At 65.3% G+C, this 24741-nt stretch carries 19 protein-coding genes; 13 read left to right on the top strand and 6 right to left on the bottom strand.

Annotated features, from left to right (window positions below):
* Positions 1-248: 248 nt before the first annotated feature.
* Positions 249-731 (top strand): Crp/Fnr family transcriptional regulator, encoded by a 483-nt coding sequence (locus BLV04_RS22610; protein ID WP_093038147.1) that lies wholly within the window; start codon positions 249-251, stop codon positions 729-731.
* A 138-nt stretch (positions 732-869) separates the two neighbouring features.
* On the top strand, positions 870-1607 hold the full coding sequence (locus BLV04_RS22605; protein WP_093038145.1) for a response regulator: 738 nt from the start codon (positions 870-872) through the stop codon (positions 1605-1607).
* 511 nt (positions 1608-2118) lie between these two features.
* Here the strand turns inward: BLV04_RS22605 and BLV04_RS22600 are convergent.
* The 3 genes from BLV04_RS22600 to BLV04_RS22590 form a co-directional block, all read right to left on the bottom strand.
* A complete protein-coding gene (locus tag BLV04_RS22600; RefSeq protein ID WP_093038142.1) occupies positions 2119-3384 on the bottom strand; it encodes an IS110 family transposase in 1266 nt (421 codons plus the stop codon).
* Between the two features lie 158 nt (positions 3385-3542).
* Positions 3543-5837, bottom strand: coding sequence for a hybrid sensor histidine kinase/response regulator (locus BLV04_RS22595; protein ID WP_093038139.1), 2295 nt, complete (start codon positions 5835-5837; stop codon positions 3543-3545).
* 7 nt (positions 5838-5844) lie between these two features.
* On the bottom strand, positions 5845-7437 hold the full coding sequence (locus tag BLV04_RS22590) for an extracellular solute-binding protein (RefSeq protein WP_093038136.1): 1593 nt from the start codon (positions 7435-7437) through the stop codon (positions 5845-5847).
* A gap of 107 nt (positions 7438-7544) precedes the next feature.
* Between BLV04_RS22590 and BLV04_RS22585 the strand changes: the two genes are divergently transcribed.
* The 7 genes from BLV04_RS22585 to BLV04_RS22555 all read left to right on the top strand — a co-directional run bounded on the left by BLV04_RS22585 (position 7545) and on the right by BLV04_RS22555 (position 15347).
* Positions 7545-8846, top strand: a complete 1302-nt coding sequence (locus tag BLV04_RS22585; RefSeq protein ID WP_093038134.1) for a carbohydrate porin — start codon at positions 7545-7547, stop codon at positions 8844-8846.
* Positions 8847-8923: 77 nt separating this feature from the next.
* Entirely contained in the window at positions 8924-11389 is a 2466-nt protein-coding gene (gene ptsP / locus BLV04_RS22580; RefSeq protein ID WP_093038131.1) for a phosphoenolpyruvate--protein phosphotransferase, read from the top strand.
* 14 nt (positions 11390-11403) lie between these two features.
* Positions 11404-12360, top strand: coding sequence for a 1-phosphofructokinase (gene pfkB / locus BLV04_RS22575; protein ID WP_093038156.1), 957 nt, complete (start codon positions 11404-11406; stop codon positions 12358-12360).
* Positions 12361-12412: 52 nt separating this feature from the next.
* Positions 12413-14224 (top strand): PTS fructose-like transporter subunit IIB, encoded by a 1812-nt coding sequence (locus tag BLV04_RS22570; protein ID WP_093038127.1) that lies wholly within the window; start codon positions 12413-12415, stop codon positions 14222-14224.
* Between the two features lie 406 nt (positions 14225-14630).
* Positions 14631-14897, top strand: a complete 267-nt coding sequence (locus tag BLV04_RS22565) for a DUF2442 domain-containing protein (RefSeq protein WP_093038124.1) — start codon at positions 14631-14633, stop codon at positions 14895-14897.
* Positions 14898-14949: 52 nt separating this feature from the next.
* Positions 14950-15162: a type II toxin-antitoxin system HicB family antitoxin gene (locus tag BLV04_RS22560; protein WP_093038121.1), complete on the top strand. Its 213-nt coding sequence runs from the start codon at positions 14950-14952 to the stop codon at positions 15160-15162.
* A complete protein-coding gene (locus BLV04_RS22555; protein ID WP_093038118.1) occupies positions 15159-15347 on the top strand; it encodes a type II toxin-antitoxin system HicA family toxin in 189 nt (62 codons plus the stop codon). Before BLV04_RS22560 ends, BLV04_RS22555 begins: the two co-directional genes overlap by 4 nt.
* Positions 15348-15520: 173 nt before the next feature.
* Here BLV04_RS22555 and BLV04_RS22550 read toward each other — a convergent pair whose 3' ends face one another.
* Positions 15521-16735 (bottom strand): IS4 family transposase, encoded by a 1215-nt coding sequence (locus BLV04_RS22550; protein ID WP_093038115.1) that lies wholly within the window; start codon positions 16733-16735, stop codon positions 15521-15523.
* A gap of 608 nt (positions 16736-17343) precedes the next feature.
* Between BLV04_RS22550 and BLV04_RS24625 the strand changes: the two genes are divergently transcribed.
* A complete protein-coding gene (locus tag BLV04_RS24625) occupies positions 17344-17880 on the top strand; it encodes a hypothetical protein (protein WP_139192011.1) in 537 nt (178 codons plus the stop codon).
* A 555-nt stretch (positions 17881-18435) separates the two neighbouring features.
* Positions 18436-19218: an alpha/beta fold hydrolase gene (locus tag BLV04_RS22545; protein ID WP_093038153.1), complete on the top strand. Its 783-nt coding sequence runs from the start codon at positions 18436-18438 to the stop codon at positions 19216-19218.
* Positions 19219-19318: 100 nt separating this feature from the next.
* On the opposite strand, the gene BLV04_RS22540 is transcribed toward BLV04_RS22545, so the two are convergent.
* Positions 19319-20209, bottom strand: coding sequence for an Rpn family recombination-promoting nuclease/putative transposase (locus BLV04_RS22540; protein ID WP_093038112.1), 891 nt, complete (start codon positions 20207-20209; stop codon positions 19319-19321).
* A gap of 176 nt (positions 20210-20385) precedes the next feature.
* Positions 20386-21750 (bottom strand): NAD-dependent succinate-semialdehyde dehydrogenase, encoded by a 1365-nt coding sequence (locus BLV04_RS22535; RefSeq protein WP_175534763.1) that lies wholly within the window; start codon positions 21748-21750, stop codon positions 20386-20388.
* A 411-nt stretch (positions 21751-22161) separates the two neighbouring features.
* On the opposite strand from BLV04_RS22535, the gene BLV04_RS22530 reads away from it, so the two are divergent.
* Together BLV04_RS22530 and BLV04_RS22525 are read left to right on the top strand one after the other, a co-directional pair.
* A complete protein-coding gene (locus BLV04_RS22530; protein ID WP_093038109.1) occupies positions 22162-23649 on the top strand; it encodes a hypothetical protein in 1488 nt (495 codons plus the stop codon).
* 208 nt (positions 23650-23857) lie between these two features.
* Positions 23858-24553, top strand: coding sequence for an SOS response-associated peptidase (locus tag BLV04_RS22525; protein WP_093038106.1), 696 nt, complete (start codon positions 23858-23860; stop codon positions 24551-24553).
* Positions 24554-24741 lie beyond the last annotated feature (188 nt).

Raw genomic sequence — 24741 nt, 5'->3', positions numbered from 1 at the left:
GAAATTCCGCTTCTGCCCAGCCCATCGACGCCCCCGGAGATCGTCCAAAAGCGATATCTTAGCCTGTACACTTAAAGTTGTGTGTAATGGGATGCCCTTGACCGCATCCCGGCGTGCTTCACCGACGGGGCACATCCCGATCCGACGCGCTAAACTCACGGGACCTTCATCCGCGTGCGCACCGGCTGCGCTCGCGCACGATGACTGCACACTGTCCTTTGTGTCGGAGAGAAACGGGAGATCGGTCGATGAATCAGATGGATCGGGCGGAAATAGTGCGCAGCTCGGTGCTCGGCACCGAGCTCGACGAGAGCGAAGCGTCGATTCTGGCGGAGCACATGGGTCTCGTCAGGCTGACCAACGGGGAATTGCTGGTCTCGGAGGACGAGCAGCGGCGCACCCTGTTTCTGCTGGCGGAGGGGCGTCTGTGCGTCTGCAAAACGGTCGGCGGGGTCGAGGAGTCTCTATATCGGATGCGTCCGGGCGAGTGCGCCGGGACCCGAGCCTTCGTCGATGGCTCCGCGCGCAAGGCAGCCTTGCGCTCGGAGGACGACAGCAGCGTTCTTACCCTGGAGCCCGATGATTTCGAGGCCCTTGTCGAGGCCCATCCCCGCCTGGTCTACAAGGTGATGCGCGCGATCTTCCGCATCACCCACACGAACCTGATGCGGGTCAACCTCGAGCGCAACGAGCTCGCGAACTACATGCACAAGACCGGCGGGCGCTATTGATTCGGGGGGAGGCGGCGGAAAACGCTGTCGTACGACGGTCTTCGAACCGTTGCTCCGTTCGGGTTCGGACATCGACTCGGCCAGCATCCGCAGATACGGTGATGCGCTGTTGAGCCTCTTCTGCGTCTTTGTGCTCGCATGATTCAGGTCCTCATCGTCGACGATGATCCGGATATCCGGGACCTGGTCGCGCACGAGGCCCGTCAGCAGGGTTGGGATGTGCTCCAAGCCGGCAGCGACGCGGAGCTGGCGGAGCTGCTGAGGCAACGCACGCCCGACATCATTCTGCTCGATATCCGGCTGCCCGATCAGGACGGCTTGACGATTGCCCGGCGGCTGCGCGCCGCTTCGACGATCCCGATCATCATGCTGACCGGCATGGGCTCGGACGTGGACCGGATCGTCGGGCTGGAGATCGGCGCCGATGACTATGTGGTCAAACCCTTCAACCCGCGCGAGCTGATCGCACGCATCAAGGCCGTGCTGCGACGCACCTCCTCCGGTGCGATGATGCCCGCGCCGACGCCATCCCCACGACATGATTGCAGGCGTTTCGCCGGCTGGATGCTGGATCTCTCAGCCCGTCTCCTGACCGACCCCGACGGTAATCCGGTGTCTCTGACCAATGCGGAGTTTCTGCTGCTCGAAGCCTTCCTCGATGCCCCGCGCCGGGTCTTGAGCCGCGAGCATCTCCTCGAGCGCACCCATTCGTTCGAGGCTGATGTCTTCGATCGCACCATCGACGTTCTCATCATGCGTCTGCGTCGAAAGATCGAGTCCAACAGCCACGCGCCGAGGCTCATCCGAACCGAGCGCGGAGCAGGCTATGTCTTCGATGCCGACGTAGAGCAGATGGGGCAGCGTAGGTCGGATTAGCGCAGCGTAATCCGACGATCTCCGCCGTCACGTCGGGTTACGGCGCGCCATAAGCCTCCAAGCAAGTGCGAGAACGCATACCAAGCGCGCCTAACCCGACCTCTCATAAGCCAAGCAAATCAATATATTTAATGTCCCCACCCCCCTCAGGCCGCACGAAAACGTTGGTCGATTCCGATAAGCTCCTCTTATCGCAAACGAGCCATTGCCTTCGTGCAACCTGCGCGTTCACGGGCTGGTCGGCATTTCCGGATAGGCACCCATGGGGTTAACCAAACCTCTCGCATGGGATGTCCGCACGGGGGCGGCATCGGATCAGTTTCATGGGGCAAGTGGCCCATGGGCTATCCCGGGCGCCGCCTCGAGGACTACGTTGGAGCCTGCACGGCGGCTTGAGGTTGGGTCGGAGGTCGACGCCGGGGAAAGACCGGTGATGCCCGTGTGGGATCTGCGCTTACATCAACATGGCCGAGGTCTCCTGTGGCTGCCGTTGCGGGGTCGCCTCAGCGCCTTACGCACCGGCGACGGCCGAAAGATCGAACAATTTGTCGGTGCTGAAACGCCTTCCATGGGCCTGGTGCCAGAGTCCCTTGGCGAGCTTGCGCATCAGCTCGACCACCTGCTTGCCCTTGATCGCACCGGGACGCGCGGTCTTGGCCTGGAACCAGCGGGCGACCACCGGGTCGCGGGCGATCAGGCGCAACGCGGCGAAATAGAGGTAGAACCGGGCCACCGCGGGACCGCGCTTGGTGATCGCCAAACGCCCCCGGTGGGTTGCGCTGCTGTGCTCCTTGAGATTGAGCCCGAGCGCCTTGCAGTAGCTGCGGGCATCGGGATAGTCCAGCGGACTGCCCTGACTGGCCACCAGCACCGCGCTGGTGACGCGCCCGACCACCTCGGCCATGGGCGTGAGCGCCGCATCGGCCTGCACCGCCTGCTCGAGCGTTCGCTCCACGGCACGCAGTTCCCCGTGGGTCTCGATCAGTCCCTTGGCCTGCCAGCGCAGCAGGGCGTCTTCCTCCGCCACCGTGGGCTGCCCCAAGGTGGTGGCGGTACTGTCCAACAGCGCGGCGAGCGTCTCCTCGCGCAGGCCGGGGCGCCCGATCCGCTCCATCAAGGTCCGCGCCGCCGACGCGTGGGCCTGAATCCGGGCCGGCCCGCCATAGCTGGCCAGCAGGTGGTGCAACGTGACGCTGTCGAGATCCAGGATCACCAAACTCTCCGGCCAATGCCGACTCAACAGCGCTTCGAGCCGGTTGAGATCAGCCTGGTAGCGCGCCTTGCACTGGCGCAACCGGCGCAGCTGCGCCGTCAGACCACGTCGGCGCGCGTCTGCTTCCACCCAGGGCTGCGTGCGCCCCTGCAGGTGCAGCTCACCGATGATCTCGGCCGCCTTGGCATCGTGCAGGCTGGGCACCCCGTCAAACACCTCGGCGGCATCATGCACGCGCTTGGCGCCGACGCGGTAGACGCTCGCGCCCAGCGCCTGCAACTGCCAACGCAGGGCATCGCCATAGGTCCCGCTCGACTCCATCACCGCCTCGACCGGGCCGCGCGCCTGCAACTGTGCAAGCCCCCTCAGCAGGGTGCGGGTTTCCTGCGGGTGCACCCATTTCAGCCGGGCCAGGATCTCCCCCGCTCGCACCTGCAGGACCGCCACGAAATCATGCTTGGCCACATCAATGGCGAACACGATGCGCTCGCCGCCCGCCTGTTCGCATAACCGTTGCCAATCCATTTGCTTGCACTCGATGCTGTGATATCTACGCTTACTCATGGGGACACCTCCAACGTCTCGGGTTACACCTTCAAGTCAAGCACTTGTCGGCCGAGCTATGAGGGTCCCTTTTTGCTTTCTTATAGCTGACTACGCAGCTCCGTTCAAGATGTCGAGGTGACGCAGACGACGGGGGTTTCCAGGACGTCTCCACACCGTTACTCGTCATCGAGCGCCTGCCGCACCGCCTGTGCCAGATGCTCCCGGCCGACCGGCTTGCGGAGCAGCGCGGCGGACGGGTCCCGGATCTCGCGCGTTTCGCCGGACGTAAACAGGATCGCCAGCTCCGGCCGGCGTGATCTGGCCTCGCGGGCCAGACTGACCCCGTCCCAAGGCGCCGGCATCGCGACATCCGTGTAGAGCAGGCGGATCGCCGGTTCTTGCTGCAGCAGCTCCAAGGCCGTCGCCCCGTCGCCCGCGGTCAGGACGCGATAGCCGAGACCTCGGAGTTGATCGGCCGTGGTCGCGAGCACCTCGCTGTCGTCGTCGACCGCCAGCAAGCACTCGCCGTTGCCCTGCGGTGGATTCGCGTCCCGGACGGGATCTGCGATGTGCTCGGATACCGTCGCTGAAGGCTCGGCGACCGGAAGCCGGATGCGCACGGTCGTGCCTTCCCCGATGCGGCTCTCGATCCGCATCTCGCCCCCGGACTGACGGGCGAAGCCGTACACCATGCTGAGCCCGAGTCCGCTGCCCTTGCCGGGTGCTTTGGTGGTGAAGAAGGGCTCGCAGACGCGCTCGAGGACGTCCGCGGGGATGCCGCGACCCGTATCCTCGACCGCGACCTCGACGGCATCGTCACCGGCAGCCGCGGTCGTCACGCTGATCCGACCGCCGCCGTCCAATGCATCGCGTGCGTTGATGACCAGATTCATCAGCGCATTCTCAAGCTGTCCGGGGTCGACCCGCACACGCGGCAGGTCCGGGGCGAGCAGGGCACTCAGCTCGGTGCCTTCCGCGACGCTCACCTCGAGCAGATCCAGCATGCCGCCGACCAGCGCGTTGATGTCCACGACCTCGGGCGCCAGCCGTTGGCGCCGGGAGAAGGCGAGCAATCGCTCCACCTGGCGCACCGCGCGATCCGTCGCGCCCATGGCCCGCTGCCAACGCTCGCGCAGCATCGGGTCGCCTCCCGCTTTGGGCTCCAGATAGGTCAGATTGCCGAGGATGGCGGCGAGGATGTTGTTGAAGTCATGGGCGATGCCCCCGGTGAGCTGACCGACCAGCTCCATTTTCTGTGCTTGGCGCAGCTGCCCTTCCACCGTCTCCATCCGAAAGGCGTTGTCCTTGAAGACATTGAAGACGCGGGCCAGGTCGCCGATCTCGTCGCGCCGATCCATTGCCGGCACCCGGGCGTCGCGCTCGCCGCCGGCCAGGCGCTGCATGGCATGGGCCACCGCGCGCAGATTCAGACTGATGTCGCGCACCAGGAACCGGTACGAGATGAGGGTCGCGAGCAGCACCACCGCGATGCTGACGGCGACGAAGATCAGTGTATTGGTCAGCAGGGTGTCACCCATGGCATCCGCGGCCCGGGCGATGGTCTCGCTGGCCGAGTGCACCAGCGCATCCACCCGCGTCTTGAGCGCTGCGGCGATGCCGCGGCTCGCGGTCACCAGGGACTCCGCGCCCTCGATGGTCGCGATCTCCTGCTCGCGCAGTCGGAAGACGCCGTCGGCTTGAAGCTGCACCTCCAGGTCGGCGATTGCTTGTGCCAGCTCCGGGCGCAGTCCCGACGGGATTCTCGGGAGCAGGTCCGCTAGCTGACCGCGGGTGCGCTCGAAGGAGCCTCGGAACACCCGCACCTGATCGAGGCTCGGCGACTCGGCCCCGAGCAGCAGGTCGCTGAAGGCCGAGCCCGCCAAGCGCTCCGCATCCAGAAGCGGTCCCTGGGCGCGGGCCGCGCGGCGAAAGAGCCCAGGGTCGACGTCCGTATCCCGTCCCACGACATCGCTCACCAGAAGGATCGACGGCCCCAGGGTCTGCTGCACGCGCTCGCGCAGGGCGAGCAGCCGCTCGCGTTGGTCCTGCAGTGCGACACCGAGCGCTGCTTGTTGCTCCAGCGCCAGGGCCAGATCCCGCAGGTTCGCCGCCAGCTCGGGCGCCAGCCGGGCGATGTCCGCAACCCCGTCGCTGCCGGCCGGATGCAGGTCGCGCAGCCGCTCGGTCTCGCTGGCCAGGGAGCGCAGGTCACGGTTGATCAGGGCAGTCTGGCGTTGACGCGCCTCGGCATCCTTCGCGGCCAGCAGCGCAGGAGCGCGGTCCTCCAGCCGCTCGCCGACGCGTGCCAGGACCAAGGCCGCGTTGGACGCCGGCAGCTCGCGCTCCATGACCGTCGCCACCCCGGCACGCGTCTCCAGCAGCGCCATCAGCGCCATGGCGCTCGCAAGCGTGATCGCCAGGGCCGCAAGGCCCAGGATCAGCAGCAGACGGGCTTGGATGCCGGAGAACATCGACGGATCAATCGCCCGTCTCAGACAATCCCATCGCCTCCCGATAATGTCGGCGCTGGCTGGTGCGCCCCAGACGGTCGGTGAGGGCCTCCCAGTCCGCGGCGGCGGCGCGCAGTCCCTCCTCGGGTGTTGCGCTCCCGGTCATGACGCGGTCGAGCTGGTCTTCGAGGGCGGCGATGTAGGCGCGATAGCCGGGCAGGCGCAGGTCGCGCGCGATCTGAGGTGCGGATAGGCTGGAGCGCAGGACGCGCAGGTAGTCCTCGGCCTGACGGTCGCCGAGCAGGCGCCGCCAGGGTGCCGGGTCGTCGAGGTGCGAGAGACGGTAGGGGTTGATGCCGGAGCTGCCGTCGAGCAGGTCGCGCGCGCTGCGCTCCGGGCTTGCGTACCAGGCGACATAGGCCCAGGCCTGCTCGCGGTCGAGGCTGGCGGCGGGGACCACGCCGATCCAGCCGCCGAAGGCCAGGAAGCTGACCGAGCGGACGGCCGGCAGTGTTTCCCAAGCGCCGCTCGCGGGGTTCCAGACCTCGCGGCTTCCGGGCAGAACGAAGAAGCCGACATTCCCGGCGATGGCGGATGTCCCGGCCGCGCTGGCGAGCGGCTCCTCCGTGAACCGGGTATCCGCATCGCGGCCTTGCTTGCCGTCCGTTGGACCGCCCATTGCCCCAGCCATTCCACCGCCCAGCGCACCGGCCAGCACGCCGGTATCGGCCCAGTCGATGTTCATCGCGGCCTGTCCTGCGGCGAAGCGGGTGCGCACGGCCTCGCTGTCCAGTCTGTCGGCGTCCGCGGGACCGAATCGACGCAGCTCCAGCATCTCCCGCAACGCGCGCACCCAGCCGGGGTTGTCGATGGCCGGAACCATGGTGTCCGGGTCGAAGAACATGGCGCCTGGATGGTCCGGGTGATTGGTGTAGGCCGCGGCGTGGCTGAAGAGCGTCCAGATCCGCTGGCCGTCGCGCGCATAGGCCTCCAGCGTACCGGCGAGCGCGCTGCCGTCTGCGCCTTGTCGGCCGCTGAAGAAGGCCGCGACGTCGCGGTACTCGGACCAGGTCTGCGGCGGCTGCAAGGGACGGCCGTATTCCGCAGCGAAGGCGGCGCGGGTATCCGGGTCCTCGAAGAGATCCCGGCGATAGGCGCCCATGTGCAGATCGCCATCTATAGTTAACGCCATCCAGCGGTTGTTCCAGCGCATCAGTGCGTCGCGATAGAGCGGAAGGATGTCGCCGACGAGCGGCCCGGCGATGATCCGGTCCGGGACCGACGACAGATAGGGCGCGAAATCCGGCAGCCAGGCCGAGGGGACCAGGAGTACATCGAAGGGCAAGTGACCGGTGACGAAGCCGAGCATGATCCGCTCGTAGAGGTCCGCGAAGGGGACCCGAGTCACCGCCACTGCGGTTCCGGTCGCGGCCGCGAAGTCTCGCCCGTGCCGCTCGGCCGGACCGCCGATGGCGGTGGTATCGCGGGTGAGCACGCGCAGACTCGGACCGCCGCTGATCTGCCCGGCGCGGTCATCGCCGTCGGCACCCGTCGCCCACAGCGCGGCGGACGGCGCGGCAAATATGACAAAGATGACAAAAAGGCCATGGAGTCGTGTCATCGTTCGTTCATCCCGCAGGGTTGTGATACGCGACAGGCCAAGCGCTCGATTGAAGCGTACCGGACGGACCCGTCGATGACGAACCCCGACCATAAGAGAGGACAACGATGAAGACCACCAACACCACTTTGGGTCTCGCCGCCCTGACCGTCGCAATGATCGCCGCCAACGCGGCGATGGCCGAAGACGTCAACGTCGGCGACGAGGTTCCTCTGCCGCCGAGTAGTTCTTCCGACGCGTCGGGCGGTTGGCTGAACGGCGATTATCTCACCGGCGATTGGGGCGGCAAGCGCACCGAGCTTGCGGCCAAGGGCTTCGACTTCTTCGCCTACTACAACGCCATCGTCGCGAGCAACGTCGGCGGCGGCATCCAGCAGGGCACGGCCCTGGCCGGCGACCTCTATATGGGGATGACGGTCGATCTGGGCAAAGCGGCTGGTTTGAACGGCTGGACCTTCAATTTAAGCGGCATCGACCGGGCCGGCGCCAGTATCGACGAGGACGTGGGCAGCATCTACAGCGTCATGCAGCTGGTCGGCGGCCAGACCTACTTCCTCTACAACGTCAGTCTGGAAAAGAGCTGGGCCGACGGACAGTACGCACTCAAATTCGGTCGCATCACGGCAACCGATGATTTCGCCGGATCGCCCCTCTACGGCTATTACCTCTCCAACAGCTTCAATGGCCAGATCCGCGCCGTGTTGCTCGACGGCGTCATGACCTCCTATCCCTTCGCCGTTTGGGGCACGCGTTTCCAATACGCGCCGACCGATGATTTCCGAGCCAAGATCGGCGTCTACCAGTTGACGGAAAAGATGTGGGATCCGGATCTGCACGGCACCGACTTCACCTTCCGCTCCAGCGACGGTGTCTCGATCATGGCCCAGCTCGAATGGGATTGGCGCTGGGGCTCCAAACCCGGTCATTTCGGGTTAGGTCTGAACAACGTCTACTTCGACATGCCCGATTTCGATTCGGGCACGACCACAGACACCTTCATCCGCTATTACGCCCAACTGGATCAGCAGATCACGCAGGAGCGCGTGGGTTCCGACCAAGGACTGTATCTCTTCGGCACCCTGGCCTATACCAACCAACAGCAACCGGCGCTCGTACCCTTCCAAACCAGCTTCGGCGCCCAATACGTCGGCCCCTTCGCCGGGCGTAACCAAGACCGCCTCATCTTCGGGACCACCTTCGGCAAGCTGAGCGACGACTACGCCGCCGAGCAGGTATCGCTGGGCAACGGCGACCCGGATTACGAATGGGTCTTGGAGCTGGGCTATCGCATCCAACTCACCAAGTTCGCCTATATCCAGCCCGATATTCAATACATCGTGCAGCCCGGCGGGACGGGCGAGATCCCGGATGCGACCGTGATCGGCATGCAGTTCGGCGTTTCATTGTAGGTCAGCCGTCAGCCGTCAGCCGTCAGCCGTCAGCTAACAGCTAAACGCTCCCAAAACAAAAACTGAGGAGGACCGACATGATCTCTCTAGACCTCTCCGCGGTGCGTCTCGGCGCGACCGCAGTCGACAAGACCGACGCCATCCGTCAGGTCGGCCGGATCCTGGTCGAGGCGGGCTACATCGAGCCGGGCTATGTCGAGAGCCTGCTGGCGCGTGAACGGGTGGCCAACACCTTTCTCGGCAACGGTATCGCCATCCCACACGGTGTGCCCAAGGACCGCGGGATGATCAAGGAGACCGGCGTGGCCGTGCTGCAGGTGCCGGACGGTGTGGAGTGGAATCCGGGCGACCGCGTGCATCTGGTGGTGGGGATCGCGGCCAAGTCCGACGAGCATCTTCAGATCCTGACCAACCTGACCGATGTCCTCGGCGATGCGGCCGAGGCCGCGCGGCTCGCCCGGACCACCAACCCGGCGGATATCGGTCAACGGCTGTCCACCGGAACCGCACCCGCCAAGCCGGCCGCGGAGCCACTGCCGGATGACCTGCCGAATCACTTCGACGCCGTCATCACCTCCCCGCATGGTCTGCATGCGCGTCCGGCGACGGCACTGGTCGATATCGCCAAGGGTTTCGGCGCGACCATCCGGGTGCGTCACGGCAACCGGGCGGGCGATGCCAAGAGCCTGATCGCGCTCCTGAACCTCGGGATCGAGTCCGGCACGACCATTCGCGTCATGGCCGAAGGCGCCGATGCCGATGCCGCACTCGCCGCCCTGCGCGATGCCATCGACTCGGGGCTCGAGGAAGAAGAGGAGACCGCAGGCGCTGCCGGCTCCGCCGAACTTCCGCGGATCGACTGGGAAGGCCCGAGCGTCGCCGCCGTGGCCGCCTCGCCGGGGTTGGCGCTTGGCCCTGTCTGGCAATATCAACGCGGCAAAATCGTGGTGGCTGCGACCGCGCGGGATCCCGCCGCCGAGCTGACGCGCCTGGACCGGGCCATCGAGGCCGCCAAGCGCGAGCTTGCCGAGCTCTACGAAGAGGTCAAGGCCCGCACCGGCGCTGGCAAGGCCGCCATCTTCCTCGCCCATGCCGAGTTCCTGGCGGATCAGGGTCTGACCGACCGGGCCAAGCTGCTGATTCGCGAAGACGCGCGCTCCGCCGGCTATGCCTGGGAGCAGAGTATCGGCGAGCAGGCCAAGGTGCTGGCCGCGCAGCAGGACGCGCTCCTTGCCGCCCGTGCCCTGGACTTGCGCGACGTGGGGCGGCGCGTGCTGCGCATGCTGGCCGAGCGCATCGAGGACGAGCCGAAGCTGCCGGACACGCCGGTGATCCTGATCGCCGACGATCTGAGTCCATCCGATACCGCCCGGCTGGACCCGGCACTGGCGCTCGGCATCTGCACCGCCGCCGGCGGGCCGACCTCGCACACCGCCATCATCGCCCGCTCACTCGGCATCCCCGCCGTGGTCGGGGCCGGCGACTCCGTGCTCGACATTGCAGACGGCAGCCCGATCGTGCTCGACGGCAATAGCGGCACCCTGGTCCTGATCCCGACCGACGCGGATCGTGCCAACGCCGAGCGCGCCCGCGCCGACATGGCCACCCAACGCGAGGCCGAGCGTCGCGCCTGCTACCAACCCGCCATCACGACCGACGGGGCACGCATCGAGGTGGTCGCCAACATCGCCGCACCCGAGGAGGCCGGCCGAGCGGTCGAGGCGGGCGGGGAGGGCGTTGGCCTGCTGCGTACCGAGTTCCTCTTCCTGGGCCGCGATCAGGCCCCGAGCGAGGACGAGCAGACCGCCGCTTACACCGAGATGGTCCGCGCCCTGAACGGCCTGCCCATCATCATCCGCACCCTGGACATCGGCGGCGACAAGGCCGTGCCCTACATGTCCATGCCGGCGGAGGAGAACCCCTTCCTCGGCGAGCGCGGGATTCGTCTCTGCCTGAACCGGCCCGAGCTGTTCCGCACCCAGCTGCGGGCCATCTTCCGCGCCGCCGCGCACGGCCCGGTGCGCATCATGTACCCCATGATCTCGACCCTGGAGGAGCTCAAGCGCGCCAAGGCCCTGACCGAAGAGGTGCGTCTGGAGGTCGGCGCCGCACCGGTCGAGATCGGCATCATGATCGAGGTGCCCTCCGCGGTGATGATGGCCGAGGAGCTGGCCGCCGAGGCGGACTTCTTCTCGATCGGCTCCAACGATCTCACCCAATACTGCCTGGCGGTCGACCGCATGCACCCGCTGCTGTCGCGCCAAGCCGACGGTCTGCACCCGGCCGTGCTCCGCATGATCGACGCCACCGTGCGTGCCGCCGACAAGGCCGGGATCTGGGTCGGTGTCTGCGGGGGCATCGCAGGCGATCCGCGCGGCGTGGTCATCCTGGCCGGTCTCGGCGTGCGCGAGCTCTCGGTCAGCATCCCGAGCATCGCGGCCGTGAAGGCGCAGATCCGGGGCCTGTCGATGGAACAGGCACGCGGTCTCGCGCGACGCGCCCTCGCGTGCTCCACCTCCGCCGCCGTGCGCGGACTGCGCTGATGGAGACCCGGACCATGACCAACAGCATCAAGATCGCCACGCTGAGCCTGAACCCGGCCATCGACCAGACCGCACGGGTGCCAGAGTTCACCGCCGGGCGCGTCAACCGTGTCGAGCAGGAACAGTCCGATGCCGGCGGCAAAGGGGTCAACGTGGCCTCGTTCCTAGCCGACTTCGGTCGGCCGGTCGCCGTCACCGGTCTGCTCGGCGCCGCCAACGCCGAGCCCTTCGTCGCGCTCTTCGCCCGCAAGGGCATCGAGGACCGCTTCGTGCGGCTGCCCGGACGCACCCGAGTCAATGTGAAGATCGTCGATCCGATCCTGGACCAGGTCACCGACATCAACTTTCCCGGCCTGGAGCCGCGTCCGGAGGATCTGCTGCGTCTGACCGAGACCATCGACAGCCTCTGTGCGGACACCGACTGGTTCGTGCTTTCGGGCAGTGTCCCGACCGGGGTGAACGCGACGATCTACGCGGAGCTGGTCACGCGTCTCAAGGCACGCGGCAAGCAGGTCGTGCTCGACGCGAGCGGCGCGCCCTTCGCCGAGGCCGTCGGCTGCGGCCCGGACATCATCAAGCCGAATATCGAGGAGCTGAGCGAGCTGGTCGGCCGGCCGCTGAATGGACGCGCCGAGGTGCTGGCCGCCGCCCGATTGTTGGTCGAGCAGGGCGTAGGTCTGGTTGCCGTGTCGATGGGGGCCGCCGGTGCGCTCTTCGTCGAGCGCGGCGGGGCGGTCTTCGCGACCCCGCCGGCCATCAAGGTCAAGAGCACCGTCGGTGCGGGCGATGCCATGGTGGCCGGGCTCGTCGTCGGCACGCTGCACGGCCTGGACCTGGCCGGACGCGCGCGCCTGGCGACCGCCTTCTCGCTCGGCGCGCTCGGCGAGCTGGGTCCCAACCTGCCCGGCGCCGAGGTCGTCGAATCCTTCGCCGCCCGCGTGCAGGTGAGCGCACTCGACGCCCTCGCTTAGGCCCTGTCAGGCCGAGCCCACGCACGCGGACCAACCGATTCCGGAGCACACCATGGCCAGACTCATCGCAGTGACATCCTGCCCGACGGGCATCGCCCACAGCCTGATGGCCGCGGAGGCCATCAAAAAGACCGCGGCCCTCATGGGTCACGAGATCCAGGTCGAGATCCACGGCGCCGAAGGCACCACCAATCGGCTCTCGGAGGAGGCTATCGCCGCCGCCGATGCGCTGCTCATCGCCGCGGACATCCATGTCGAGCTCGAACCCTTCGGCGACAAGCCGACGCTGACCGTCTCCACCGGCCGCGCGATTCGCGACAGCCGGGCCGTCATCGAGGAGCTGTTGGCGCTGGTGCCTGGGCTCGCTCAGAGTCCGGGCTCGAACGTCGCGACGGCACCGCCGAAGGCACCGACCGCCGAGGTCGCGCCGGCAGCCGAGGCGGGCCGGCGCATCGTCGCCATCACCGCCTGCCCGACCGGCATCGCCCACACCTTCATGGCCGCGGACGCGCTGAAGAAGGCGGCGGTCGCGGCCGGGGACAGCATCGATGTCGAGACCCAGGGCTCGGTGGGTGCAAAGAATCAGCTCAGCGCCGAGCAGATCGCCGCGGCGGACCTGGTCATCATCGCCGCCGACACCCATGTCGACACCGGTCGCTTCGCCGGCAAGCCTGTCTACACCACGTCGGTCGGAGCGGCCGTCAAGGGCGCGGCGGCCCTGATCGATCGCGCCAAGGTCGAGGCAACCGTCGCCGGCGGGGCCGCGCCGGTCGCTGCCGCGCCGACCACAGGGGCAGGGTCGGGCGCCGGCAAGCGCCATCTCGAAGGCGTCTACAAGCACCTGCTGACCGGCGTCTCCTACATGCTGCCGATCGTGGTCGCGGGCGGACTCTGCATCGCGCTCTCCTTCGTCTTCGGCATCGAGGCGTTCAAGGTCGAGGGCTCGCTGGCCGCGGCCCTGATGGAGATCGGCGGCGGTGCCGCCTTCAAGCTGATGATCCCGATCCTCTCCGGCTTCATCGCCTACTCCATCGCCGATCGACCCGGCCTGACCCCGGGACTGGTCGGCGGCATGCTCGCCATGAACCTCGAGGCCGGCTTCCTCGGCGGCATCGTCTCCGGCTTCCTCGCCGGCTACATCGCGCTCGTGATCCGCGACCACGTCAACCTGCCCAAGAACTTCGAAGGGCTGAAGCCGGTGCTGGTGATCCCGCTTCTGTCCACACTGGCCGTGGGCCTGCTGATGATCTATGTCGTCGGCGGTCCGGTGAAGCTGATCATGGACGGCCTGACCGCCTTCCTGCAGGGCATGGGCACCACCAACGCCGTCATCCTCGGCCTCATCCTCGGCGGCATGATGGCCGTGGATATGGGCGGCCCGGTCAACAAGGCCGCCTACACCTTCGCCGTCGGACTGCTCACCAGCGACAGCTTCATGCCCATGGCCGCCGTGATGGCCGCCGGCATGACCCCGCCGCTCGGGATCGCGATTGCCACCCTCGTCGGCGGCAACCGCTTCACCCAGGCCGAGCGCGAAGCCGGCAAGGCCGCCGGCGTGCTCGGGCTCTCCTTCATCACCGAAGGCGCCATCCCCTTCGCCGCCAAAGACCCGTTGCGGGTCATCCCCGCCGCCGTCCTCGGCTCGGCGGCCGCCGGGGCACTCTCCATGTACTTCAGCGTCGGGCTGCGCGCCCCCCACGGCGGCGTCTTCGTCCTCGCCATCCCGAACGCCGTCAGCCACCTGGCTTGGTACGCGCTCGCCATCGCCGTCGGCACTATCCTGACGACGGTTGCCTTGCTGATCCTCAAGCCGTCGCTGCAGGAACCCAAGCCGGCACTCGTCGCAAGCGTGACGGCCAAGTGAGCGGCATCGAGCCCCGGACAACGCCGAGTCGGTCCCTGTCCGCCAAAAGCACCGAGCGAACGCAGCGCGGCTGACTCGGCCCCCAGAGTCCTCCTCGTCTCCTCCTTAGGGAGACATTTCGGCCCGGTCTTACCGGGCCTTTTTTTGATCGGGCGTTGCACCCGTTGGCCTTGGGCTCTCGTTGTCGCCGTGGGCCTCATCCGTCAGACCGGACACCCAAACCCTCCAGAACTCGTGACACCGCTCCGCGGTGTCACGCATGCCCCTTGGCGCTCTGCGCCAAGTGCCACGATGGCCGGAGCGACCAACATGGCCCGCTTTCGGTGTCGCCGTTTTCCGATTCGCAGTAAGCTTGTATAAACAGGGCGAACGGTCGTGGTCGAAGCGCCTATTCAGGAGATTCAAGATGCCTGGCATCGTCACTTTGGCGGCTGAAGTCACCAACGTTTCCAAACACGGCTTCTGGCTTGTGCTTGACGACGAGGAGCTTGTGGTGCCGTTTTCGGCCTTCCCGTGGTTCAAGTCCGCAATGATCGAACAACTGTCCGACGTTGAACGGCCAACCGACAACCATCTTTATTGGCCGGCACTCGATGTTGATCTCTCGGTCGAGTCGATCCGCACGCCGGAGAGCTTTCCTCTCATCGCCAAGGCGCCAGGTTGCCCCGTCTAGGTCGGATCATTTGGGAAGTATATCTGTTCCTTTTATTTCTAAAGAGGTAGAAATGAACCCCGTTTACACTGCCATCGTGAAGCAAGATGATGATTGGTGGGTTGGCTGGATAGAAGAAGTCCCCGGTGTGAACTGCCAAGAAAGGACGCACGAAGAACTGCTGAGCTCTCTTCGTATAACTCTGCAAGAAGCTTTGCAATTCAACCGTGATGATGCGATTTCTGCCGCAGGCTCGAACTACACAGAAGAAAAAATAGCAGTATGAAGCGGAGCGCTTTTCTGAAATATTTGCGCTCACAAGGCTGCGAGCTACTCCGGGAAGGCGGGAGTCATTCTTGGTGGTTTAATCCCGCTCAAAACAAGCGGTCGTCCATACCACGGCACAGCGAAATCAAGGACATTCTCGCGGTCAAAATCTGCAAAGACCTTGGCATCAAGCCAATCAAATAGGCATTAACATGTGCCTCCCGTCGACCTTGTGACTGAGTGAACGGTGAAAATAAATCTGTCCCCTTTTATTCTTTTATTCATGCCGCTTTTATCCAACATATCATAACCCCGTGAGATCCGGGAGAGCCTAAGTTAGTGCCATTCTGGTCTGTCCCTGAGGTATCCCCACGAATTCATCCCCCGTTGGCCCCGTCGGCGAGCAGGGCGCCATGGTCGCTCGCAACCCATCGGTCCGGTGGCGCGATGGCCGTGAGCAGCTCATCGAGCACATCACGGGTATTGTCGAGGACGAGCAGCAGACGCGCGAGAAAGACCCGCGAGTAGACGCGGCGCTTGCCGTTGCCGGGATGCAGCCGGCGGTGGACACCGGCGTGCTCGGCCGCCGTGCCGATCAGCCAGAGCAGAAAGGCGGCCAGCGAGGCGATCAGCACCAACACCGTAAAGCGTTCGGTGCCGCGCGAGCGGCTGCGCTCCAAGCCCTCTCCGAAGTGCAAGTTCTTCATGTCGCGAAAGCTTTGCTCGATTTGCATGCGCTGGGCGTAGAGGCGCACCAGCCGCTTGGCGGGCCACTCGGCGAAGCGGGTCGAGGCGCCCGGCAGCCAGGGCTCTTTGGCGCTGCGGGCGTTCTGCGTGCTGGCCTTGGAGCGCGCTCGCTTCCCGAAAGCGGTCTTGCTGCGACGTCCCTTGGGCACGCGGCGCACCAAGGCGAAGACGGCGCGCAGCGGATTGCTGCGTACCCAATCGCCTTCGCCGAGCGCCGTCGGGGTGGCCGTCGCACGCCCGAAAAGCGTCTTGCAGCTGCTCCAGCGCGACTTCAGCCGCACGAAGTCGCGCCCGCGCACCCGCCCGACCCAGCGCCAGCCCAGCGCGTCCACCTCGCGGTGGAAGGGCACCTTGAAACCCGCGTCGGCGATGATGATCGGCGTCGCTCCCGGCGGTATCAGTGTATCCAGGTGTCGCAGAAAGCGTGCGTGCACCGCCGCATTGTTGAGTTTCTTCTGCGGGTGCACCTCCTCGTACAGGGTCAGACTGCGTCCGCCCACCGGCAGCGATGCGCGCAACAAGTGCAGCGACTGGTCGGCCTTCAGATCCGACCAGTCGATCAGGATCAGCGGTTCGCGCACGCGCGCCAGCGTCACACGGCACAAGGCTTGGTAGATCGACTTGGCCTCCCGGTGCAGATGCCGATTGCCCGGCAGGCGATCGGCGCGCTTGATCTTGTGCCGCAGCCCGACGGTGCCGCCGAAGCGCCGTCCCACATCGGTCAACGACAACGCCGGCCCGCTCACGCAGGCCGCCACCGCGGCGAACACTGTCGCGAGACGTGTGCGGTGAATCGACTGCAGCAACGGATCGAGGCAGCGGTGTAAGATGGTTCCTGCATGCACGGGGGGTCTCCTGGCGGGTTTCGTCGCTTTCCAGGGACAACGACCTCTCGTGCATGTTCAATCCTGCACCAAAAATGCTATTTAACGCACTGAAAAACTTTACGTTATTCTGGGGATGCCTCAGGCACAGAACACAGTTTCCCGAGTCAATAAGAAAAAACTGTGGTCCGTCCTGAATGGTACTAAGATAAGGAGGCGAGCTTTATAAATCAGCCACTTGTAGGGCGCGGTTGCGGGCGCCAGAGACTCCGAATCCCACTTGGATGCACGAAAACCAGGGGGCCGCGTCTGAAAAGTCAGGATCTTAACCCGGGAGTCCTAGCATAACTTGCTGATATATTTTGACTAAGCCCTTAACTTGGTGCCATTCTGGTCCGTCCTCGGTTTCCCGAGTAAAGTAAAGCCCAGTACAACAGCGTCCGCTTCGAGAATAGGGGTGAGGTCTTGCAATTCCACATGGATTATAGCAAGGCTCGACCCTGCCGTTCCTTGATGAGGATATCCGGAGTTACCGTGAGGGCGTCATCGCGTTTTGGCGGAAGCTTACACATGCGCTCGCCGACGCCTACTCATTCGGCAAGTGTAGAGGTAAAAATAGGGAGGCTCGGATGTATCGGATGATCGCGTATTCGGTGCTTTTTTCGCTTGTCTTGATTCCAATATCTGCTTTCTCTGGCTGGTTCACTCCAAGCGATTACGACGAATGTATTATCGGGGGAATGAAGGGAGTTCAAAGCGATTTCGCAGCGCGAATGGTGCGTCAATCATGCCTTGAGAAATTCCCGCCGGAGAAGGAAGAAAGACCTGAATCGGTAGAGATGCCACTGGAGGCGGCCGCAAAGCTATCCGTGTTGGGGGGTGGCGATTATTTCGGCGATTTTGTCGGCACTATTTACAACGGGAATTCCGATTGGACTGTGACGGAGTTCACGATAAGCATCCTGGAATTAATAGTGGCGCGTGGTTCGAAAGGTGAGATTAACCCTTTTGAGAGTGTTTCAGAGGACAGAAAGTATAGAATCGAGATAGATGTTCCGCCTTACACAAAGAGGGAGTTCTCTCTATCAGTAGATTGGCCAGGAAACGTACCTTATAAAGGGGATGTTTATGAGGCTAGAGGTTATGAGAATTTATATCCCAGATAGAGGCTCTTCATGATCTCATTGGGATATTTTGTAAATAAACAACCTGAATCTTGCCTGCCAAGTTAGCAGGTTTTTGTTATCCTGCATTTCTGGATCAGAACACAGACGAACGTCTTGATGTAGTCCTTGGCTTCGACTGTTTGCTCACACGGCATCCTCATGCCCCGAGAGGTGGTGCTCATCAGGGAGTAGCCGCTAGGGTAGCGAAGGAGCATGAGGTGTGTCTCGGTGCGAGCTGTACCGCCTCGGCGGGATGTCCACCTACAATCCCAGCTCTTTCCTCATCCGAACCCGATCGGTGGTCAATACCGGCGTGTTCAGCTCGATCGCCAACGCGATGCAGCGACGCGAGGATCATGTTCGTTACTCCGGCCAGAGTGCCCCGTTGAGCGGGCGGAAAGAGCCCAGAAGTTTTGGGTGGCCGGCCTAATGGGCGATGCCGAAGTGTTGTATCGCGTCCGGAAGGATGAAGGCGAAGTCGCCGGCCGCGAAGCCGATGCGGATTGCCTGACCCCGGCCACTCATGGCCGGCTCTATCAACCGGGGGGATCAATCATGAAATTGGCCCGTGAAGGTATCCAGTTGTCCTTCGACATCTCGGGTGTCGGAGCGCCCGAGTATGTCTTTGTCCATGGCCTCGGCGGGGATCGCAGCCATTTCGCCCCGCAGATGGCGTATTTCTCCCGCAAGGGTCGCGTCTTGATCCCGGAGCTTCGTGGACATGGCGACAGCGACAAGCCGGAGGAGGGGTACTCGATCGAAGGCCTTGCGGAGGATATCGCCTGGCTCTGTGCGCAGCTCGGTCTGGAGAAACCCATCATCGCGGGTCAGAGCTTGGGCGGGAATATCGCGTTGGAGGTCGCGGCCCATCATCCGGATCTGGTTGCCGGTGTCGTCTGTCTCGACTCGGGCGTGCTCTTTCCGGACTCGGCGGGCGCCGTGTTTGAAGACTATCTCAAGGGACTCGAGGGGGCGAGCTTCGCTGACGCGATCCGGAAGATCGTTGCGGACTCCTGTCTGCCGACGGATCACTGCCGCGCCCATGTGGAGCAGACCTTTCTCGCCACACCGCAGCATGTGATGGTCTCCACGTTCGAGGGGATCTTCCCGTGGAACGCGCATCGGGCGCGTGACTGCATCAAGGCCTGCCGAGTCCCGGTTCTCTATATCCAAGCGGCGCATCTCCTCGCCGACCTGGATGCCTTTTCGGAGCTGTGCCCGCAACTGGTGACGGCCAAAGCGGTTGGCTCCGGGCATTTCCTGGCCCTGGAAGTCCCGGAGCAGGTCAACGCGATGATCGACCGTTTCGTCTCGCTGTATCTGCCGGGAGCGGCGTAGCGCCAGCCCGTATCGCTCGCTGCTCGCGGAGCATCTCGGCATCGGCCTCATGATCCTTCAGCCGGGAGGCGCGCGATAAGGGGTCGCGGTCTTCAGTGGGTCAGCGCTTCGTCTGCTGGTCCAGAAGCGCCTTGAGGCGGGCGATCTCGGCGAGGGCAGCTTCCTTGTCTTGGAGCGCGGCCTCCTTGTCTTGGAGCGCGGCCTCCTTGGCCTGTCGCTCGACCTCCGCGGCTTGAAGTGCGGCCTCCGCGGCTTGAAGTGCGGCCTGCTCGGCGGCGCGCCGCTCTTCGAGCTCGTATGCGACGGCGCGCTGCACACGCAGGGCCTCTTGGCGCGACTGATAGCGGTGGTAGTCGCGCTCCTTCTCGGAAAAGGCGTTCAAGGTGCTCATGGCGGACCTCATGATTGGGGGTTGCATCCAGGCGGGGAGCCGAGTCGAATCCAGGCTCTCTCCGTCCTTGAGGAATTTCAGCCAGCGTTCGGCATCGCTTTGGACCGGGTCAACGTCGAATTTACTCAATTCGAAGAGGCGGATGGTCCCGTGATCGACGAGCGCTCGACCGCGGTCGTCAAGCAACCGGTAGCGATGCGCGTACTCGGGCCGATCCCGAAACAGGGTCGCGTCGAGGATCCAGATCGCATAGACCGGCTGCAGCGCGCGGTAGTCTCCGCCGCTTTGCAGTTGCTGGCTGAACAGATCCGCCCAAGTGTAGAGGATGCGCGGGGCCAGGTTTGCGAAGACGAGGAGCTGGATCTCGATCTGAAAGATTCGCCGTGCCGAGTCGCGCGCCTTCACGTCGACGACGGTCAGTTTGTCGTCGAGGGTCTCGCGCTCGTTGTAGGGGTTGAGGATGTCGACGGCGGTGATCGGTGCGGCGAGATCCTCGGCGAGCAGCGCATTGAGAAAGTGGATCAGCAGGTCGCGATGGTCGTCGGACCCGAACAGGGTCTTGAAGACGCAGTCGACTTTGGGATCGATGGGGCGGTGCATACGAGGAGTGTATTGGTGGGGCGGTGCGTTGACAAGGCGGCTGCCTGGCCCGGGAGCGGGCTCGCTCCCCGCCGGTGTCCGATGTCCAGGCAACCGACGACCCAACCACCGTCGACGGATGTCGTGCTTCCTGGTGTCCGCACTCCGTCCACCTCTCGATTTTTTCGCCGTTTGCCTTAGCGAATCCACAAGGTCTTGGCGTTGACGAACTCATGGATGCCCAAGGCACTGAGCTCGCGGCCGTAGCCGGACTCCTTGATCCCGCCGAAGGGCAGGCGAGGGTCGCTCTTGACCAGTCCGTTGACGAAGGCGCATCCGCACGCCATCCGGCGTGCAAAGCGCTCGCCGCGAGCGCTGTCGCGGGTCCAGACGCTGCCGCCGAGCCCGAACCGGGTGTCGTTGGCGATTTCTAGCGCCTCGTCCTCGTCGGCCGCGCGCAGGACGGTCGCCACGGGGCCGAACAGCTCGTCGTCGTAGGCCGGCATGCCGGGTACGACGGCATCGAGCAAGGTCGCTGCGTAGAACCAGCCGGGGCGATCCAAAGGCTGTCCGCCGAGGACCAGACGCGCCCCGGCGTCGAGACTCGCGAGCACCTGCTCATGGAGTGCGTCGCGAAGATCGGCGCGCGCGAGCGGTGCCAAGGTCGTCTTCGGGTCCAGGGGATCGCCCGGAACCAGCGCCTCGATCGCGGTGCGCAGGCGCGCGACGAACGCCTCGGCGATCGCGTCGACGACGATGAATCGCTTTGCCGCGATACAGCTCTGGCCGGCGTTCAAGAAACGCGAGCGCACGGCGGTCGCGACGGCGTCGTCGAGGTCGGCGTCGTCCAGCACCACGAAGGCGTCGGAGCCGCCGAGCTCGAGCACCGTCCGCTTCAGGTTCTCGCCGGCGATGGACGCGACCCGTCGGCCCGCCGCGTCGCTGCCCGTGAGGCTCACGCCGCGGACACGCGGGTCGGCGACGACACCCTCCGCGCGGCGGGCATCGATCAGCAGCGTGCTGAAGACCCCGTCCGGGGCGCCCGCGTCCTCGAACAATCGTTCGATCTCCAAGGCGCAGCGCGGGACGTTCGAGGCATGCTTGAGCAGGACTGGATTACCCGCCGCGATTGCGGGTGCGGCGCAGCGAAACAGCTGCCAGAACGGGAAGTTCCACGGCATCACGGCGAGCAGGGGCCCCAGCGGCTGATGGACGACCATGCTGCGCGAGGCATCGGAGGCGATCGGCTCGTCGGCGAGCAGTCGTTCGGCGTTCTCGGCATAGTAGTCGCAGACCAGCGCGCACTTGCCGATTTCGGCCTCGGCCTCGCCGATCAGCTTGCCCATCTCCAAGGTCATCCGCCGGGCCAAATCCGGGGTTCTGGCGCGTAGGAGCGCGGCGATCTCATGCAGCAGGTGCGCGCGTTCGGCGACGGTCTGGGCTCCCCAAGACGATGCGGCTCGCGCCGCCGCGTCGAGCGCGGCCTCCAGTGCGGTCTCGTCGATCGTCTCGATTTGCTCCAGGGGCTCGCCGGTGTAGGGGTTATTGGATTGCAATGGCATCGGATTGTCTCCTCCGTTTCGATCGGTCGGGTCCGAGAATGGACCCTCTCCGGTTTGAGCCGCAAAGGCGCCGAGTGTGCCCGGACGCTTTCGATCCGGCCGCCTGGTCCGTTGGCCGCCGTCCACGCCGAAACGCTCGGCGATCGCCGTGCGATGCGACACACGACCTGCCTTCGGGTGGGGCCTCAACCGCCATCCGAGGCGATCCAAATTCGCCGGCCGCTGTCGGATGTGGATGACACGACGAATGCCTCGCCATGCCTTGCCGACCAAGGCCCGACCGGATGGCCCGGATCGCCGTCGAGCTTATCGCGTGACGGCGTGATCCGCGCACATGGGGCGCCCGACTCGGCGCGACGAGGCGCGAGACGACATCCGTCGTCAGCACCCTCAGACACGAGGTGATCCCACATGACGACCAATCGGCGGACATTCCTGATCGGCACCTTGGCGACAACCTTGACGTCCCGACGCGTTGCTCAAGCCATGGAGACGACCGCCGGCGCCGGACCGAGCGCCGCTATTCCGCATGATGCGCTGGTCGCGCTGCTCCTGGACTCCGATCGCGAGCGTCTGCCCGAACACTTGGTGCAACAGATCCGTGCCGGGCTCGGATACCGGGAGCTGCTCGTCGCCATCGCCGAGGCCGCGGCCCGCGCCGTCTCGCCTTACCCGGTGGTGGGCTTCAAGTACCACGCCTTCATGATGATGCATGCCGTGCAGCGCACCGCCATGCAGGGTCGCGACGAGGATCGTTGGCCGTCTCTGCTGTGGGCGGCCGACGTGCTCAAGGTCAGCCAGGCGAAAGAATCACGCGAGACCGGCTGGCGAATGGATCCGGTCGACATGGATCGGGTGCCGGCGCCGGGCCAGGCCGAGGACGCGTTCGTCTCGGCCGTGGAGCGCTGGGATCCCGAGGCGGCGGACCGGGCGATCGTCGGACTCTACCGAGCGGTTCCGCAAGAGCGCCTGTTCGACCTGCTGTTTCGCTATGCCGCACGCGATTTCCGCAGTATCGGACACAAGGCCATCACGGCGATCAGCTGCCACCGGTTGCTGAACACATTGGGTTGGTCGGGTGCCGAGCCCGTCCTGCGATCCCTGACCTATGCCATGCAAAACCACGCCGACGAGCCCAACCCCGCGCAAAGCGATCTGGCCGCCGATCGGCCCTGGCGGGAGAATCTCGAGCTCGCCGAGGATTTCCCGTCGGACTGGCGGACGGGGACGCCAACGCCGGAGGCGATCCCGGATCTGCTCGTAACCTTCCGAGAGGGCACCGCCGGGGACACGGCGCGGGCAACCGCCGCCGCGGTTCGGCAGGGCGTCGACCCGCAGACCCTCTGGACGGCGATCATTCTCGCTGCCGGGGAGCTGCTCCTGCGGCAGCCGGGCATCATCGCGATCCACGCCAATACGACCGCCGAAGCCTTGCACCAAGGCTACCGCCGGAGCGGGGACGATCAGACGCGCAGGATGCTGATGCTGCAGGCGGCCGCCTTTATGCCCTTGTTCCGCGATCGACTCGGCAGCGGGGTGCGCCCCTTGAGAATCGACGAATTGGAGTCCGAGGACCCCGCGGCCGAGCCGGAGCGGCAGCTCGGCGAGATCTTTGACGCCATCGGTATCGACCGAGACGCCGCCGCCCGCAAGGCGTTGGCCTACTTCCAAGGCAACGGGGAGCAGGCCGCCTTCCGAGATCTGGCCCGGCATTACACGGTGGACCGCAACCTCGGCTATCACGACTACAAGCTCATCGAGGCGATGATCGAAAATGCCGGTCATCTCGATCCGCCTTGGCAGGCCAGGTATCTCGCCGTCAGCCTCTATGATCTGAATGGACCGGGGACGCCGCAAAACGCGGCCGTGGTGCGCGCTCGGGGGTTGCTGCGGTCCTGAGTCGCATCTTGAGCAGGTCGGGGCGACTCAAGTCGCCCCTGTGTTGTGCCTTTCGTGGAAATCACCCGAGAATGCAAACTTGCTTCGCGCGCCGATGCCTCCTCAAGGATCGTCGTCCAAAAATGGGCAGTGGACCGCACACCACAGGTGCCCCGGGCGGTCGTGCAGGCGTCCGAGCAACCCAATACCGATCCAGGAGGCCCCGCCCATGTGCGGACGCTACGCGCTATACAGCCCGGCCGATGCCATCGCCGACCTCTTCGGTGTCACCATCGAGAGCGAGGACCTCGCACCGCGCTACAACGCGGCGCCGATGCAATGGCTGCCGGTGATCCGTCGGCGTCCGAGCGGGGAACGCGTCCTCCACACCCTGCGCTGGGGCCTGCTGCCAAGTTGGGCGAAGGACGAGACGATCGCTGCCCGACTCATCAACGCCCGTGCCGAGACGCTGGCCGAAAAGCCGGCCTTTCGAGCCGCCTATCGTGCGCGGCGCTGCATTATTCCCGCCGACGGTTTCTACGAGTGGGCCAAGCGCCCGGACGGCAAGCAGCCCTACTTCATCCATGTTCCGGACGGCGCCATCCTGGCCTTCGCCGGCCTCTGGGAGCGCTGGCCCCGACCCGCTGACACAGAGGTGATCGACAGCTTCACCATCGTAACGACCGAGGCGAATCACCGAATCCAACGGCTGCATGACCGAATGCCGGTGATCCTGGCGCCCCGGGTCGTGGACGTCTGGCTCGATCCCGCGACCGACCCGGCTCGGCTCTCGGAGCTGCTCATACCTTGTCCGGAGGAGCGGCTGGCGATACACCCGGTCTCGCGTGCGGTGGGGAATGTCCGCAACGAGTGCCCCGAGCTCATCGCCGCGGTGGCCGATGCCGATGTGGACTCCGCGGCTTGAACCTACCGTGTGACGACTTGCGAGAGGGCCTTCGGGACGAAGTCGAAGTAGGGTGTGGCCACCGCCTCGCCGGGGGCTGCCGCGACGGGCGCCGATGAGTGCGGTCAGCGATTTTGATGGTTTCGCGATCAAGTTGCGTGATAGGGGTCGGCGAAGCGCTCCCCCGGTCTCGCGCGGCCGGGGTGTGG

The organism is Thiocapsa roseopersicina, assembly GCF_900106925.1.
GTDB classification, from domain to species: domain Bacteria; phylum Pseudomonadota; class Gammaproteobacteria; order Chromatiales; family Chromatiaceae; genus Thiocapsa; species Thiocapsa roseopersicina.
The sequence above is the reverse complement of the archived record's forward strand: the minus strand, read 5'-3'. Positions and strand labels throughout refer to the sequence as shown.

What these genes read in the sequence shown, in the direction of transcription:
- BLV04_RS22610 (WP_093038147.1), top strand. Translation starts at nt 249, where the DNA reads ATGAATCAGATGGATCGGGCGGAAATAGTGCGCAGCTCGGTGCTCGGC.
- BLV04_RS24625 (WP_139192011.1), top strand. Translation starts at nt 17,344, where the DNA reads ATGTATCGGATGATCGCGTATTCGGTGCTTTTTTCGCTTGTCTTGATT.
- pfkB (WP_093038156.1), top strand. Translation starts at nt 11,404, where the DNA reads ATGACCAACAGCATCAAGATCGCCACGCTGAGCCTGAACCCGGCCATC.
- BLV04_RS22530 (WP_093038109.1), top strand. Translation starts at nt 22,162, where the DNA reads ATGACGACCAATCGGCGGACATTCCTGATCGGCACCTTGGCGACAACC.
- BLV04_RS22525 (WP_093038106.1), top strand. Translation starts at nt 23,858, where the DNA reads ATGTGCGGACGCTACGCGCTATACAGCCCGGCCGATGCCATCGCCGAC.
- BLV04_RS22535 (WP_175534763.1), bottom strand. Translation starts at nt 21,750, where the DNA reads ATGCCATTGCAATCCAATAACCCCTACACCGGCGAGCCCCTGGAGCAA.
- BLV04_RS22560 (WP_093038121.1), top strand. Translation starts at nt 14,950, where the DNA reads ATGAACCCCGTTTACACTGCCATCGTGAAGCAAGATGATGATTGGTGG.
- ptsP (WP_093038131.1), top strand. Translation starts at nt 8,924, where the DNA reads ATGATCTCTCTAGACCTCTCCGCGGTGCGTCTCGGCGCGACCGCAGTC.
- BLV04_RS22590 (WP_093038136.1), bottom strand. Translation starts at nt 7,437, where the DNA reads ATGACACGACTCCATGGCCTTTTTGTCATCTTTGTCATATTTGCCGCG.
- BLV04_RS22595 (WP_093038139.1), bottom strand. Translation starts at nt 5,837, where the DNA reads ATGTTCTCCGGCATCCAAGCCCGTCTGCTGCTGATCCTGGGCCTTGCG.
- BLV04_RS22555 (WP_093038118.1), top strand. Translation starts at nt 15,159, where the DNA reads ATGAAGCGGAGCGCTTTTCTGAAATATTTGCGCTCACAAGGCTGCGAG.
- BLV04_RS22605 (WP_093038145.1), top strand. Translation starts at nt 870, where the DNA reads ATGATTCAGGTCCTCATCGTCGACGATGATCCGGATATCCGGGACCTG.
- BLV04_RS22570 (WP_093038127.1), top strand. Translation starts at nt 12,413, where the DNA reads ATGGCCAGACTCATCGCAGTGACATCCTGCCCGACGGGCATCGCCCAC.
- BLV04_RS22585 (WP_093038134.1), top strand. Translation starts at nt 7,545, where the DNA reads ATGAAGACCACCAACACCACTTTGGGTCTCGCCGCCCTGACCGTCGCA.
- BLV04_RS22600 (WP_093038142.1), bottom strand. Translation starts at nt 3,384, where the DNA reads ATGAGTAAGCGTAGATATCACAGCATCGAGTGCAAGCAAATGGATTGG.
- BLV04_RS22540 (WP_093038112.1), bottom strand. Translation starts at nt 20,209, where the DNA reads ATGCACCGCCCCATCGATCCCAAAGTCGACTGCGTCTTCAAGACCCTG.
- BLV04_RS22565 (WP_093038124.1), top strand. Translation starts at nt 14,631, where the DNA reads ATGCCTGGCATCGTCACTTTGGCGGCTGAAGTCACCAACGTTTCCAAA.
- BLV04_RS22545 (WP_093038153.1), top strand. Translation starts at nt 18,436, where the DNA reads ATGAAATTGGCCCGTGAAGGTATCCAGTTGTCCTTCGACATCTCGGGT.